At 42.1% G+C, this 14,669-nt stretch carries 9 protein-coding genes; all 9 read left to right on the forward strand.

Annotated features, from left to right (window positions below; genetic code table 11):
- Window positions 1-4: 4 nt before the first annotated feature.
- The 9 genes from KSX81_RS15320 to KSX81_RS15360 all read left to right on the forward strand — a co-directional run bounded on the left by KSX81_RS15320 (window position 5) and on the right by KSX81_RS15360 (window position 14,430).
- The gene (locus KSX81_RS15320) at window positions 5-1,474 is read left to right on the forward strand and encodes a RagB/SusD family nutrient uptake outer membrane protein (RefSeq protein ID WP_115483798.1); all 1,470 of its coding nucleotides are present in this window, start codon (window positions 5-7) and stop codon (window positions 1,472-1,474) included.
- 13 nt (window positions 1,475-1,487) lie between these two features.
- Window positions 1,488-2,099 (forward strand): fasciclin domain-containing protein, encoded by a 612-nt coding sequence (locus tag KSX81_RS15325; protein ID WP_004310456.1) that lies wholly within the window; start codon window positions 1,488-1,490, stop codon window positions 2,097-2,099.
- 28 nt (window positions 2,100-2,127) lie between these two features.
- Window positions 2,128-3,687 (forward strand): hypothetical protein, encoded by a 1,560-nt coding sequence (locus tag KSX81_RS15330; RefSeq protein WP_115483799.1) that lies wholly within the window; start codon window positions 2,128-2,130, stop codon window positions 3,685-3,687.
- A 389-nt stretch (window positions 3,688-4,076) separates the two neighbouring features.
- Window positions 4,077-5,633 carry a hypothetical protein gene (locus tag KSX81_RS15335; protein ID WP_115483800.1) on the forward strand — a complete coding sequence of 519 codons (1,557 nt, stop codon included), beginning with the start codon at window positions 4,077-4,079 and terminating at the stop codon, window positions 5,631-5,633.
- 57 nt (window positions 5,634-5,690) lie between these two features.
- Window positions 5,691-6,704 carry a DUF6528 family protein gene (locus KSX81_RS15340; protein ID WP_115483825.1) on the forward strand — a complete coding sequence of 338 codons (1,014 nt, stop codon included), beginning with the start codon at window positions 5,691-5,693 and terminating at the stop codon, window positions 6,702-6,704.
- A 56-nt stretch (window positions 6,705-6,760) separates the two neighbouring features.
- Window positions 6,761-8,554: a glycoside hydrolase family 71/99-like protein gene (locus tag KSX81_RS15345; protein WP_217725407.1), complete on the forward strand. Its 1,794-nt coding sequence runs from the start codon at window positions 6,761-6,763 to the stop codon at window positions 8,552-8,554.
- An 8-nt stretch (window positions 8,555-8,562) separates the two neighbouring features.
- Window positions 8,563-10,920: a TIM-barrel domain-containing protein gene (locus tag KSX81_RS15350; protein WP_115483802.1), complete on the forward strand. Its 2,358-nt coding sequence runs from the start codon at window positions 8,563-8,565 to the stop codon at window positions 10,918-10,920.
- A gap of 19 nt (window positions 10,921-10,939) precedes the next feature.
- A complete protein-coding gene (locus KSX81_RS15355; protein ID WP_115483803.1) occupies window positions 10,940-13,615 on the forward strand; it encodes a glycoside hydrolase family 2 TIM barrel-domain containing protein in 2,676 nt (891 codons plus the stop codon).
- Window positions 13,616-13,632: 17 nt separating this feature from the next.
- Entirely contained in the window at window positions 13,633-14,430 is a 798-nt protein-coding gene (locus tag KSX81_RS15360; protein WP_115483804.1) for a sialate O-acetylesterase, read from the forward strand.
- Window positions 14,431-14,669 lie beyond the last annotated feature (239 nt).

A 14,669-nucleotide genomic window follows, 5' to 3' on the forward strand; every position in this document is an offset into this window, starting at 1 on the left:
TCGTATGAAGAATATAAAATATTTTGTTGGAGCTGTATGCCTGGCTCTATCATTGAATAGCTGTTCAGACTTTCTGAATGAGGAACCGGTAAGTGAAATTCCGGCAGGTGACATGTGGCAGACTGCCCGTGACGCTAAGGCAGGTATAAATGAAATCTATGGATTGTTACGTTCCACTTTACGGGAGAACTATTTCTATTGGGGTGAGTTCCGTTCGGATAATGTAGCTCCCGGAGCACCGGTAATGGCCGATCAGGCACGTGTTATCAACAACCTGATGTCTACGGACGAGAAATGCGCAAAGTGGACGACTCTGTATCAGATGATTAACCAGACAAATCTGGCTATTAAATATATTCCTAATATCAGTATGCCTGATGTGGCAGACCGAAATGACTATCTCGGACAAGCTTATGCATTGCGTGCTTTGGCCTACTTCTATGCTATCCGTGTTTGGGGAGACGTACCTTTGTTTATAGAACCTACTGAAAAGTATTCGGAGGCCATCTACAAAGAGCGTACGGATAAAAACTACATTTTGGAACATGTCATTCTTCCGGACCTGAAGAAAGCGGAAGGACTGATAAACCGTAACAAGAATTACGAACGTAAACGCATTTCTATCTGTGGCGTATGGGCCATCATGGCGGATGCTTATATGTGGACTAAAGAATATAATCTGGCTGACCAGACCATCGATAAGATGGCAACTATTGCTTCCAAAAAAGGCGGTCGTTTTGTAGACTTCGAACCTAGCATTGCTACTTGGCATACTATGTTTACGGAAGAGCTGACTAATAAACCTTCCGATGATACACCGGAAAATGATGAGTATAACTCCAGAGAGTTTATTTTCCTTGTTCATTTCAATATGGATGAAGTCGGCACGAATGGTTACAGTTATATGTATCAATGGTTTTCCGGTTCAGGGAATCGTGCGGCAGTCATGTCTGATAAGTTTATGAGTATCTTTGATGAAAAGGATATGAAAGGTGATTTACGTAAAGATTATACAGTGAAGAATTACCAAAATGGAAATGAATTGCGTAAATATATGGCAGGTGACATCAGTAACTCTTTGAATAAGACATGCGAAGTAGCCTATCCAATCTATCGTTACACAGATATGATGTTGTTGCAAGCTGAAGCTCGTGCTCATCAGGGAAAATGGGGGGAAGCTTTGGATTTAGTAAAAACTGTACGTGACCGTGCCGGATTGAATACACTGACTGAAAATGATTTTGCTTCAGAAGAAGAGGTAGTCAATTATATCTTGCGTGAACGTCAGGTGGAGTTAGCCGGTGAAGGACGCCGTTGGTTTGATTTGTTGCGTACCGGAAAGTGGAAGGAAGTGATGAAACCTATTAACGGTATGGAGCAGGACGGCAATGAACTTTTCCCGATCCATTATTCACATATCTTGGAAAATCCGAAGATTGTGCAGAATACGTATTATGGTAATACTAACAACTAAAAAGGTAGAAGCAATGAAAAAGACAATATTATATAAGACTCTTTTCTTTTGTTGGACAATTTTGGCATTGACCGGTTGTGACCTGGACTTGCAAAAGAACTATGATTATGAGCCTTCGGTGGATGATCCGTATGTAAAAGTGACAGCATGGGAATATTTTCAGGATCACAAAGATATGTTCTCGGAGTTGATAGCAGCTATCGAGTATACAGGTTTGAAGGACTATTATACACAGACTGATAATAAATATACTTTTCTGGCTTTGAATAATGCTGGTATGCAGCTTTATCGGGAGAATGAATTTGCAGGTGTAGCTTCCATTACAGATTGTGATAAAGAAAAGGTGAAGAATATGTTGCTTTATCATATTGTAGATGGAGAATATAGTTCTTATGGGCAGTTGCAGGTTGAACCGATGTTCGTCTTGACTATGCTGAAAGGTGAGACTGGATTGATGACAATGTCTGTATGGAAAAATCCATGGCAGGCTGCAGTAGGTAAGATTCTGGTGAATCAGACCGGAAGCAACGGAAAATCTCCGCAACGGCAAGCTAAGACTAGCAATATTCTGCCGACAAACGGTGTGATTCATATATTTGAGAACTATTGCAAATATTCCAAATAACCACAGTTAATTAAAAAGAGAACTAATTATGATTCGTAAAATATATACCTTATTAATATTAGGACTTTGCTTGGGCTTTGCTGCCTGTGGCGACGATAATGATGGACTGGATCCTAATGCAGCAGCTCCTGTGATTAATTTTCCTATGGAGCAGCTGGACGTTGATTTGAATAAAGTAGACAATCTGCCGGTAGTGGCTGTTATTAAATCACAGGCAGGGCTTCAGAGCGTGACAATGAAATTGCAGACGGTAGAGGGAGTGACAGAATATAAAACTGTAACCGACTTTTTTAACCCCAACTCTTACAGCTTGTCTGAAAACTTGGAGTACAATGCAAATTATGAAGCTTTTATCATTGAAGCTACGGATAAACTGAATCATGTTACGAGTGGGACTTTACCAATTGCTGTTACCGATGTAATGGCACGTCCTGTCATTACATTCGATCCGGAAGAGATTGTATATGATGAGATGGATGAGAATCCGGTAATGCCTCGTACCACTTTTAAAATTGTTTCGGAAGCTGGTTTGAAGAAAGTAGAAGCATATCTAGTTTCCGAGATTGGACAGGAACTGAAAGGTTCTGCAGAATTGGGAGGTGAAAAGGAATTCACGTATGACGAGATGGTTGATTACAAAGAGGGAGACAAAGGCTTTAAGGTAAAAGCCATAGACATATATGATAATGTGACTATCTCAACTTTACCTGTGGAATATAAAACCGTTCCGAAACCTGTATTGATTTTGCCGTCTGAACCAATGTCGGGAACTACTGATGTCAAATTATCAGTTCCTATAAAAGCAGAGTCTGTGCGTGGAATTCGTGAAGTGACGATCTATCTTATTGAGAATGGAAAAGAAAGGCAAGTTTTGAATGAAAAGAAAAATGGTGAGTTAAACTTGGATTATTTGGCAGAAATAAGTTTGACGGAAGCTACTTCACAGATAAAAGTGGTTGTTTCTGACGGACGAATTGGAAAGGAAACGGAAGGTATTGTCAATGTATATGTAAATATGGAAGTCGTAACTCTCAATATAGCTAGTCAGCCTTTGGCGAATACTGGTCATAATAACTATCCGGGTGTCTATGGTTTGTTGTCATTAAATGACATGAAAACGTATTCTGTCGACTATGCTTTGGAAAGTGCGGACAATGCCAAAAATGTGGACTTGTGCTTTTTCTGTATGGGAAAAGGATCGAAAACAGAATCAGAGCCTCGGTTGTATCCGATAAATGGAGAGAAACAAAGTGATTTTAAAGGTTCTAGTGCGAATTTGAATTCGGCAAGTGTAAAGAATACCACTTTGTTACTTAAACTTACTGATTTTGACTATAATAATGCAACAGTAACTTCTATTTCATCTAAAATTCCAGGTAGCATGATAACTGCAAAATTTGTAAAACCTATAGCTGTGGGAGATATCATTGCTTTTAAAACAGCGTCGGCTTCTACCGCTGGTGCAGATAGAATAGGTGTGATGAAAATTATGGATATAACACCTTCTTACGGTGAGGGAGCTTTAAACAGCGTCAATACGCAAGCTCGTGTATTAACTGTTGAAATCAAATTCCCTAAGAAGAAGTAAGCAGGGTAGTATTACCTACCGCCTGAAGTCTTAATAGAAAACTTCTTTTCTATTAAGACTAAACTTCCCTTTCATTGGGAGTAAAGTTGCTCTCTGTCCGATACAAACTATAAACGAAGCTTACGTTTTTATAAATGCAAGTTGCGTTTATAAAAACAAAACTTGCAATTATAAAAACAAAGCTTGCGTTTATAGTTTATAATAAGGATAAAAGAAGTTTGCAACAAGGAGGAAGGAAGTTCTCTCCTAGTGGAGGATAACTTTTCTATTAATAGCCGACGCGAGAGTTATTAACAGCTATCCCGGTGAACAGTAGATAGAGTATACGAAAGATGCGATTGATAACAAATACGTTGGTTAAGTAATAATGTGCAGTAGCTGAAAGTAATATGAGAAAACATATAATATATAGGTATTTCCTCTTTTTATCTTTGGTCGGACTGATGCAGTTGACGCTTAGTTGTTCCTCCTCTTCCAACGAAATAGAACCTTTGAAACCGGAAGGAGGAGATACTTCTTCGGAAAAAGATGAATATACTTTTCTGAACGTAGAATACCGGAAGTGGCAGAACGGAACTTTCCAGGCATGGACAACGGCAGATTCAAGGGAAACACGTACCATTGATAATATGAATTGGTATACTCCATCTTCGGATTATAGCCGGACTGCATGGGGAGGACGAATTGGTTTACAACCTTCATCTGTGGTTGGAAAAGAGGGTTTTTTCCGAGTGGCTAATTGTAGAGGCCGTTCTTATTTGCTCGATCCGGATAATGGAGCTGTTATCATTCATGGAATTCAGCATGTTCGTCCGGGAGAATCTACTGCTCATAAGAAGGCTTTCGGTACTCGATACGGTAGTGAGGCGCGATGGAGTGAAGAGACAGGCAAACTGTTGGCAGACAATCATATAAACTATATTTCGTATGGCTCGAACCGTATTGAAGTATTTCCTGCTGCAGTACGTGCTAACTTGTTGACGCCTAAGACGCAAAAGATTGCTTATGCAGAAAATCTGTATCTGCTCCGTACCTTTATGTGGGATATGAGCAAGAATTTGGGCTACGCGTTTGATGATGACAAGTATAATCGTCTCGTTCTTCTTTTCGAACCGACATTTGCTACGTACATAGATCATCTCGTACAAGAGAAGTCAGCTTTATTTGCCGGTGACCGGCATTTTATAGGTTTCTATCTTGACAATGAATTGCCGTTTGCCAGTTATCAGAATACTGACCCTTTGCGAGGAATTGATCTGAAACATTTCTTGTCCTTACCCGAACGCTATAAAGCAGCTCGTGAGTATGCAGAAAAGTTCATGCGGGATAACGGTATAGCTTCTGCCGGAGCGATCACCAAGAAAAATCAGGAAGACTTTCGGGGGATGGTTGCCGAATCTTATTATCAGTTGGCTACCGCTACCGTCAGACGATATGATAAAGAGCATTTGATATTGGGAACACGGCTGCATGACTGGAGTAAATACAATCAGAAAGTGGTGGAAGCTTGTGTTCGTTATTGTGATCTTGTTTCTATCAATTATTATGCCCGTTGGCAACCGGAAGCAGATTTCTTGGCAAACCTGAAAGTTTGGTGTGGAACGAAACCTTTTTTAGTTTCGGAATTCTATACGAAAGCAGAAGATGCCAGTTATCAGGGAACTGGATATGCCAATACCGAAGGAGGTGGATGGCTGGTGCATACACAGAAAAATAGAGGTGAGTTTTATCAGAACTTCTGCCTGCGTTTGCTGGAAACCCGAAATTGTGTGGGGTGGGTACACTTTGAATATAATGACGGCTACGATTCTAACGGAAAAGCTTCTAATAAAGGAATAGTCTCCATCGAATACGAGCCTTATACATCTTTTCTGTCGCAGATGCGACAGGTAAATCTTGCAGTTCATTCATTGATCGATTATTATGATACAAAATCGGTTCAATAGATTAACGGAAACATTAAAAAGACAAATTGAATATTTAGAATTAAAATAGTTATGACCATGAAGAAGTTTAGTTTATTCGCAATCCTCTTAGGATTTAATATAGCTTTGGGAGCATGTTCCGATGATGATGCCGCTCCTGTAGTAAAAGATCAAATCTTTCAACTTCCGGAAAAGGCTTATGTACTGGCGGAGCAATCCAGACGGGCTATCGTCATCAGGGATGCGGAGACACATCGTAATATTTGGAGTTGGGACCCTTATACGGCTTGTGTTCCTGCTGCCCAACAGGGTTGGTTTGTCAATCCGAGTGAAGTGAAACCTGTTTTCAATAGACGCTATATCTTGATGACTGCCTCCGGCGGAGCTGTGGCTTTAATCCGTTTGTCGGACCATAAATTAATGTTCTATGCAAATTGCGGACAGAATCCTCACTCTGCGGAGGTATTACCCGATGGAAATATTGTGACGGCAGAATCTAAGAACGGCGAAATCAATACCTTTGTGGTTGACACGGTTAAGGTATTGGGAGCGAAGGCTAATACGGTGAAGTTGGGTAATGCGCATAATGTAGTTTGGGATAAGAAAAGGTCCTATCTTTATGCTACAGCTACCAAAAAAGAGGGAGTTACTGCATTATTCCGTTTTAAGTATGATGGCAATCGTAGCAATCCTAAGTTAATAAATCAGACTACCCTTTATACATTTAGCAATGAATCGGGCGGACATGATTTGTTTCCGGTATATGGTGAAGAAGATAAATTATGGCTTACAGCTGCTTCGGCTGTCTATAAGTTTGATTTGACAGGAGTTACCGACGCTACGACTAATGATTCTGCCGAACCGACTTGTGAGAAAGTCTACAATATAGCTGATATAAAAAGCATCTGTAACGGACCTGACGGAATCTTGATGCTGAAACCGACTGAAGAGTGGTGGGCTGAAGGACTTGTAAATGAGAAGGGAGAAGAACTCTTCAAGATGGACGGAGCTAAGATTTATAAAGGTCGTTGGATGATAGACAATACTTTCAGTTATCCGGAAAAGCACGATTTCGTATTGGGCGAGGATTGATTAAGTATCGTCGAAGGGTAATAAAATACATAAGTTGAATAATTAAGTTTGGAACAATGAGGAAACTTCTTCTTTTTTTATTGGCATCTATTGCATTACCGGCCTTGGCGCAGAACGGAAAGAAAGTGTATGCTGACTTCCACGGTGTGCGTTATACCCGGCAACATGACGGAAAGTTGGGGCGTTGGGAGATGTATGCCAATACGGAGAAATCAAGTACGGGAAGGAAATCCCTGTGTTATAATGCCGACCTGATAGACAGTGAAGGGCGACATGAGATAGCGGCAGTGGCCTATCCCCAAGTCGGAATGCAGTCCAATCTCGATCCGGATTATATCGAATATCAGATATTGTCGGCAAAAGCTGCCAAGATAGACGGATTCTTTATCGAATGGGGATTCAAGCCTCACGAAAATGACATCTTGCTGCGTGAAATGCAGAAAGTGGCAGCGAAGTATGACTTTGAAATCGGTGTAAACTGGTGCGACGGTTGGTTGTATTATGACTGGATTACGAAGATTTATCCGGAAGTTAACACCCGTGAGGCAAAGACCGAATATATGGCTAAATGTTACCAATATTTAGTAGATAGTGTCTTTACCGGTCCGACTGCTCCTATGGTGAAGGGAATGCCTGTTTTTTATCATTTCGGCCCCGGAGCAAAAGTCGATGAATACGAGAAAGTATTATCACAGGTGAAGTTTCCGCAAGGAATGAAGCAACCCGTTGCCTTACGTCGTTGGGCGGATTGGGGAAAACTGGAAAACGATAAATACATTCCTGTCACCCGCAGTGATGATATGGATGCCTGGAAAAAAGTGGGAGAAATACCGACCGCATGGCTTCCCGCCCGTGTCCGTACAAGAGATCAGGCACATGCTGAATGGGATAATTATGCCACGCAGGATGATGTTATTGAGTTTATGAAACCTTTCCGTGACTCGATTTGGCATAGTAATAATCCTGCTTATACCATTAAGTCGGGATTTGCCATGCCGGGAATGGATAACCGGGGTTGTGCAGGCTGGGGACGCGGACACTTCTATTATATCCCTCGCAATAATGGAGAAACTTACCAAAGTATGTGGAAGTTCTGTATGGCGGAGAAAGACAGTCTGGACATGATGTTTATCGCTTCGTGGAGCGACTATACCGAAGGGCATGAAATAGAACCTACCATCGAAAACGGTGACCGCGAACTGCGTACCACTTTAAAGTATGCGGCAGAATTCAAAGGCGAACAGGCGGACGAGCGTGGCTTAACCTTACCTTTAATGCTTTTCCGTTTGCGAAAAGAAGCCCGTTTCCTGGAAAAGACGAAGATGGACGTATCTGCTTGTCAACGTTCGCTCGATAAGGCAGCGTTGTTGATTAGCCAGGGACGTTATCCGGTGGCGATAGGTTTGTTGTCACAAATAGAAAATGATGTCAAGACAGCCAAATCCGCTTTGGCGGTTGAGATGATGCGTTTGCGTGAGTCGGACATGAAGATTCAGGGAAAGCGAAAATCAGGTGGTTACAATGCCGAAGAAACGCTTTCTATCTCTTTGCCCAAAGAATTGGTTTCCAAACTGCAAATGAATAACTATGTAGGGTATCTCTATTTTGAATACCTGGACAAAGGAAATGAATCTCTTTTTATACGTTCGTCCACACAGCGCGAACCGAAAGAACCGTTTAAAATTGTATCCCGGATACGTACCGATAATACAGGCGAATGGAAAAGTGCAAAAGTGGAACTGTATAAAGATAATATCGTAAATGGATTCAATATGCCTACGTTCTATTTAAAAGGAAATGTCGTTGTCCGTAATTTGTCATTGGGTTATACCATCTACACTGTCAAATAAATGTATTGATGAAGAGTTTGAAAAATTGGTTATTAGTTTTATCCGTATTATCTTGTTTCGGGTGTTCCTCGTCGGTTCATGAAGACGGCAGGGGATGTGCTTTCGTATCCGACAGTATTCAATACAGGGTTGAGTTTATATCGGAGGGATGCGTGCGGATTCTGTCTTTTCCTGAAGGTGATACGCTGGTAACAAAAAGATTGGTTGTCGATTCGCAAAAATCGGCATTCAAAGATTATAAATGGAAAGATACAGGGCAGCAACTGATCTTTTCTACCCGTGAGCTTTCCGTTGCTTTTGATAAAGAAGATGCGGCTTTCACTTTTCAGGAAGTATCGACAGGAAAGCTGTTACTGAAAGAGAAAGAAGCTAAAAAGGCACGGCACTTCAAACGTTCGGTTGCCGGAGGTGAGCAATGCCTTGAAGTAACCCAACGCTTTGTTCCTACTGACGATGAGGCTATTTACGGTTTGGGGCAGTATCAGAACGGAATCATGAACTATCGTGGAAAATCCGTACTTCTGTTACAGGCTAATATGGATATTGTCAATCCGTTCCTTATCTCGACTAACGGATATGGTATCTTGTGGGATAATTATTCTTCAACAAAGTTTGAAGATACGAAAGAAGGATACTCATTTACTTCCGAGGTAGGCGATGCTTCCGACTATTATTTTGTATATGGCAAGAATATGGACGAAGTCGTTGCCGGTTATCGGGAATTGACGGGAGACGTGCCGATGTTCGGGAAGTGGGTATATGGTTTCTGGCAGTCTAAAGAACGCTATAAATCGTTCAATGAGTTGAAAGCCGTTGTAAAGGAGTATCGTAAACGGGGGATTCCGTTGGATAACATTGTGCAGGACTGGGAGTATTGGGGAGATAAACCCCATTGGAACAGTCTGACTTTCCATCCGGCGCACTTCGATCATCCCCGGCAAGTCATTGAAGAATTGCATCAGCAGGACCATGTTCACTTTATGCTTTCCGTATGGCCCGGATTCGGACCGGAAACAGCTGTTTATCAGTCGCTCGATTCTATCGGTGCCTTATTTAGCGAACCTACATGGGCAGGTTATAAAGTCTTTGATGCGTATAATCCTGCCGCACGGGATATCTTTTGGCAATATCTCAAGAAAGGACTCTATGATATGGGTGTGGATGCCTGGTGGATGGATGCGACAGAGCCTTCTTTCCGTGACGGATTCACACAGTTGAAGCAGGAAGAGAGGACGAAATCAGCCGGAAATACTTATCTGGGCAGTTTCCACCGTTATCTGAATACCTATTCTTTGGAGATGCTGAAGGACTTCTATCAACGTCTTCGAGCCGAAAGCGATCAGAAGCGCATATTTATCTTAACCCGTTCCGCCTTTGCCTCACAACAGCATTATGGTACGGCAGTATGGTCGGGTGATGTCTCGGCTTCATGGGAAAATATGCATAAACAACTGGTTGCCGGTTTAAACTTATCCATGTCCGGTATTCCGTATTGGACTTCCGATACAGGAGGATTCTTTGTCACAGAACGTGATGCAAAATATTCTGATGGGTTGAAAAGCAATGATTATAAAGAGTTGTATTCCCGTTGGTTCCAGTTCAGTGCATTTACTCCTATCTTCCGTGCTCACGGCACGAATGTGCCGCGTGAAGTTTGGCAATTCGGTGAAAAGGGAACATCTTACTATGATAATCAGGTGAAATATATCCATCTGCGTTACCGTCTGTTGCCTTACATTTACTCGATGTCCCACCAAGTCACAGCCAACAGCTATACCCTGTTGAGAGGCTTGGCAATGGATTTCACCACAGATACCCGGACTTTTGATATTGATAACGCCTATATGTTCGGCACCTCTTTATTGGTACGCCCGGTATTTCATCCGCAATCGGAAGAAAAGAACATCAGTGTCTATCTGCCGGAACACAACGGCGGATATTGGTACGATTTTTGGACCGGAAAGGCCTTTGAAGGAGGAAGAGAACAAATGCAAGCAAACACCCTCGACATCCTTCCCCTGTATGTAAAAGCCGGTTCTATCTTGCCTTTGGCAGAAGTGAAGCAATATGCAATGGAATACCCTGACCGTGAATTGGAACTGCGTATTTACGGAGGAGCGGATGCTTCTTTCTTATGGTATGAGGACGAAGGCGACTCCTACCGCTATGAAGACGGCGTATGTTCCAAAGTACCGATGCAATGGAAAGATTCGGAACGGACATTGACGATCGGGCTGCGTGAAGGAAGTTATCCCGGTATGCCGGAACAAGTAAAAATGCGTGTGAAGTTATATCTGCCTGACGGTGCTGCTCTTGAGAGTAAAGAGTGTGTCTACACAGGCAGAGAGGTAAAAATAAAGTTTTAATTAGATGCATACATAGATTATGAAGAAGTTATTCTATATCTTTATTCTATTGTTTATTGTGGGATGGGCGCAGGCACAGCAACGCGTGGTATACACCATCAACGACGGGTGGAAATTTACAAAAGGATCTCCGTTTGAAGCACAACTGACTGGCTGTGACGACTCTTCATGGGAGACGGTCAATATACCTCATACTTGGAATGATAAAGATGCAGACGATGAAACTCCGGGATTCTATCGGGGGCCGGTCTGGTATCGAAAACAGTTGTTTATAGACAAAAGCCAGGAGGGACGTCAGGCAGTGATCTATTTTGAAGGAGCCAATCAGGAAGTACGATTCTACCTGAACGGGCAGTTCGTTGGGGAGCACAAAGGAGGGTATACCCGCTTCTGTTTTGACATCACTCCCCATTTGCGTTATGGACAGGAAAACCTGTTTGCCATTTATGTAAACAATGTCTATAATCCGAATATTCCCCCCTTATCTGCCGATTTTACTTTCTTTGGCGGTATCTACCGGGATGTCTATTTGCAGTTTATGAATCCGGTGCACATTGCAACGAATGATTATGCTTCGTCGGGAGTTTATATCCGTACTCCCGAAGTGAATAACTCCGCTGCTTCGGTAGAAATCACTACGCTACTGACAAACGATATGTCCCAGGCTACGGAAATCAGGGTGGAGAATATAATCTGTGATGCGGATGGCAAGGAAGTGAAAAAGACGCAGGCAGAAGTAAAGCTGGCAGCCGGCGAGACGAAGACGGACATCTCCAAAAAGATAAAAATAGATTCTCCTCGTCTGTGGGATATAGACGATCCTTATCGCTATATGGTATATACCCGTATTCTTGATAAAAGAAAGGGTACTTTGCTGGATGAAGTGGTGAATCCGTTAGGTTTGCGCTGGTTCAAGTTTGATTCGGAAAAAGGTTTTTTCCTGAATGGCAAAGGACGCAAACTGATCGGAACTGCCCGCCATCAGGATTATTTTCAGAAAGGAAATGCTTTGCGTGACGAATTGCACGTACAGGATGTATTGCTATTGAAGGAGATGGGAGGAAACTACCTGCGTGTATCACACTATCCCCAAGATCCTGTTATCATGGAAATGTGTGATAAACTGGGCATTGTGACTTCGGTTGAAATTCCCGTCGTTAATGCTGTTACAGAAACCGAAGAGTTCCTGCATAATTCTGTTGAGATGGCGAAAGAGATGGTACGTCAGGACTTCAACCGTCCTTCCGTAATGATTTGGGGGTATATGAATGAGATTTTCCTGCGTCGTCCCTATACCGAAGGCAAACAGTTGGAAGATTACTATCGTTTCACGGAAAAAGTAGCCCGTGCCTTGGAGGCGACTATCCGTGAGGAAGATCCTTCAAGATATACGATGATGGCTTATCACAATATGCCTCAATACTACGAAGATGCTCATCTCACCGAAATCCCGATGATTCAGGGATGGAACTTGTATCAAGGTTGGTATGAACCGGATATCAATGAGTTCCAGCGTTTGCTCGACCGTGCCCATAAAGCATACAAAGGAAAAGTGCTGATGGTAACGGAATATGGACCGGGAGTGGATCCGAGAGTTCATTCGTACCAGCCGGAACGTTTTGACTTCTCGCAGGAATATGGACTGGTATATCATAAACATTACCTCAATGAAATGATGAAACGTCCGTTTATAGCCGGTTCCAGTCTGTGGAATCTGAATGATTTTTATTCCGAATCCCGTGTAGATGCTGTTCCTCATGTAAACAATAAAGGCGTTGTTGGGTTAAACAGGGAGAAGAAAGATGTCTATTGGTTCTATAAGACAGCCTTGTCACGTCGTCCGATACTTGTCATTGGTAATCGGGAGTGGAAAAGCCGTGGGGGAGTGGTGAATACGGCACAGAAAGAATGTATCCAATCTGTCCCTGTATTCTCTAATGCGGAAGAAGTAGAGCTGTTTGTGAATAACAAGAGCTTGGGAAAGAAAAAGATAGAAAATAATTATGCTTTGTTTGATGTACCGTTTGTGGGTGGAGAGAATCTGCTGGAAGCTGTTGCTGTGACTGGTGATAACAAGTTGCGTGATATGCTTCGGATTCAGTTCCAGTTGGTAGGCTCGCAGTTGAAAGACGAAGCTGTACCATTTACGGAATTAAATGTAATGTTAGGTTCTCCGAGATATTTTGAAGACCGTGCGGCAAACGTAGCATGGATTCCCGAACAGGAATATAAGCCCGGTAGCTGGGGATTTATCGGCGGAACGTCCTATCGTCGTCAAACAGGATTCGGCACCATGCTTGGTTCGGATATCGATATTCACGGAACAGACATGAATCCAATCTTCCAGACCCAACGTGTTGGAATAAAATCTTTTAAAGCTGATGTACCGAATGGAGAATATTCCGTATATTTGTACTGGGCAGAGTTGGAGTCGGACAAAGAAAGAGAAGCATTGGTCTATAATTTGGGAGCTGACTCGGAACAAACATTTGCCGGAAATCGCAGCTTTGGTATTTCAATCAATGGAACAACCGTTTCAGATGATTTCAACGTAGCCCGTGATTACGGATATGCCCGTGCTGTTATCAAAAAGTTTGTAATAACAGTAAAGGATGGAAAAGGAGTGAGTGTCGACTTTCATAAAAAAGAAGGAGAACCTATTCTGAATGCTATCCGTATTTATAGAAACTATTAATCATAAACACAGTTCGTATGCTTAGGTCTATTTATTTACTGTCTTTTTTCCTCCTGCAATCCCTGTTTGCTTTTGCGGGAAATGTAAAGGAAGGTGTTCCATCCACATTTGATTTGTATGTATGCATCGGTCAATCCAACATGGCGGGGCGTGCAACATTGACTCCGGAAGTCATGGATACGCTGCAAAATGTATATCTATTGAATGATAAGGGGAATTTTGAACCGGCAGTAAATCCTCTCAATCGCTATTCGACAGTCCGTAAAGACCTGTCGATGCAACGCTTGGGACCGGCTTATGGTTTTGCCAAAGAAATGACGCGGAAAACGAAACGTCCTCTCGGACTGGTAGTAAATGCGCGTGGTGGTTCTTCTATCAACTCTTGGCTAAAAGGCAGTAAAGATGGATATTATGAAGAAGCCCTCTCCCGGATTCGGATTGCAATGAAACAGGGAGGCGTTTTGAAAGCGATCCTTTGGCATCAGGGAGAAGCCGATTGTTCCAATCCGGAAGCGTATAAACAAAAACTGATTTCTTTGGTGAAAGACTTGCGGGAGGATTTGAATATGCCGGAGCTACCGGTTGTTGTCGGACAGATTTCTCAATGGAACTGGACGAAGAGAGAAGCGGGTACTGTTCCCTTCAATCAGATGATTAAAAAAGTTTCTTCATTTATTCCCCATTCTGATTGGGTATCATCGAAAGGATTGGGATGGTATAAAGATGAGAAGGACCCTCATTTTAATACGGAAGCACAACTGTTATTAGGAAAACGTTATGCGAAAAAGGTACTGAAGTTCTATAAACATCAATAGAATACCCTTTTTCGAGGAACATAAAAGCCGGCTGATTCATGAGGGATCAGCCGGCTTTTGTATGGTGAATAACTAAATACTGCCTTGTTGATAGAAAAGGAGTATATATAGTTAATTGTCTTATTATAAGTAAATTAACCTGTTAATAACTTTGTTGATATCCTTGTTGATAACTGAAGTTAGGTTGTGAATAAAACCAGTAAAGAAGAGTCGTCATAAAAAAGAAGAACCGCATTTCT

The sequence above is a fragment of the Bacteroides sp. MSK.18.37 genome (genome assembly GCF_019129155.2).
In the GTDB taxonomy this organism is placed as follows: Bacteria; Bacteroidota; Bacteroidia; order Bacteroidales; family Bacteroidaceae; genus Bacteroides; species Bacteroides ovatus.

Bases quoted from the DNA above. Each gene is read 5' to 3' on its own strand.
- KSX81_RS15360 (WP_115483804.1), top strand. From the start codon at position 13,633: ATGCTTAGGTCTATTTATTTACTGTCTTTTTTCCTCCTGCAATCCCTG.
- KSX81_RS15320 (WP_115483798.1), top strand. From the start codon at position 5: ATGAAGAATATAAAATATTTTGTTGGAGCTGTATGCCTGGCTCTATCA.
- KSX81_RS15350 (WP_115483802.1), top strand. From the start codon at position 8,563: ATGAAGAGTTTGAAAAATTGGTTATTAGTTTTATCCGTATTATCTTGT.
- KSX81_RS15325 (WP_004310456.1), top strand. From the start codon at position 1,488: ATGAAAAAGACAATATTATATAAGACTCTTTTCTTTTGTTGGACAATT.
- KSX81_RS15355 (WP_115483803.1), top strand. From the start codon at position 10,940: ATGAAGAAGTTATTCTATATCTTTATTCTATTGTTTATTGTGGGATGG.
- KSX81_RS15330 (WP_115483799.1), top strand. From the start codon at position 2,128: ATGATTCGTAAAATATATACCTTATTAATATTAGGACTTTGCTTGGGC.
- KSX81_RS15340 (WP_115483825.1), top strand. From the start codon at position 5,691: ATGAAGAAGTTTAGTTTATTCGCAATCCTCTTAGGATTTAATATAGCT.
- KSX81_RS15345 (WP_217725407.1), top strand. From the start codon at position 6,761: ATGAGGAAACTTCTTCTTTTTTTATTGGCATCTATTGCATTACCGGCC.
- KSX81_RS15335 (WP_115483800.1), top strand. From the start codon at position 4,077: ATGAGAAAACATATAATATATAGGTATTTCCTCTTTTTATCTTTGGTC.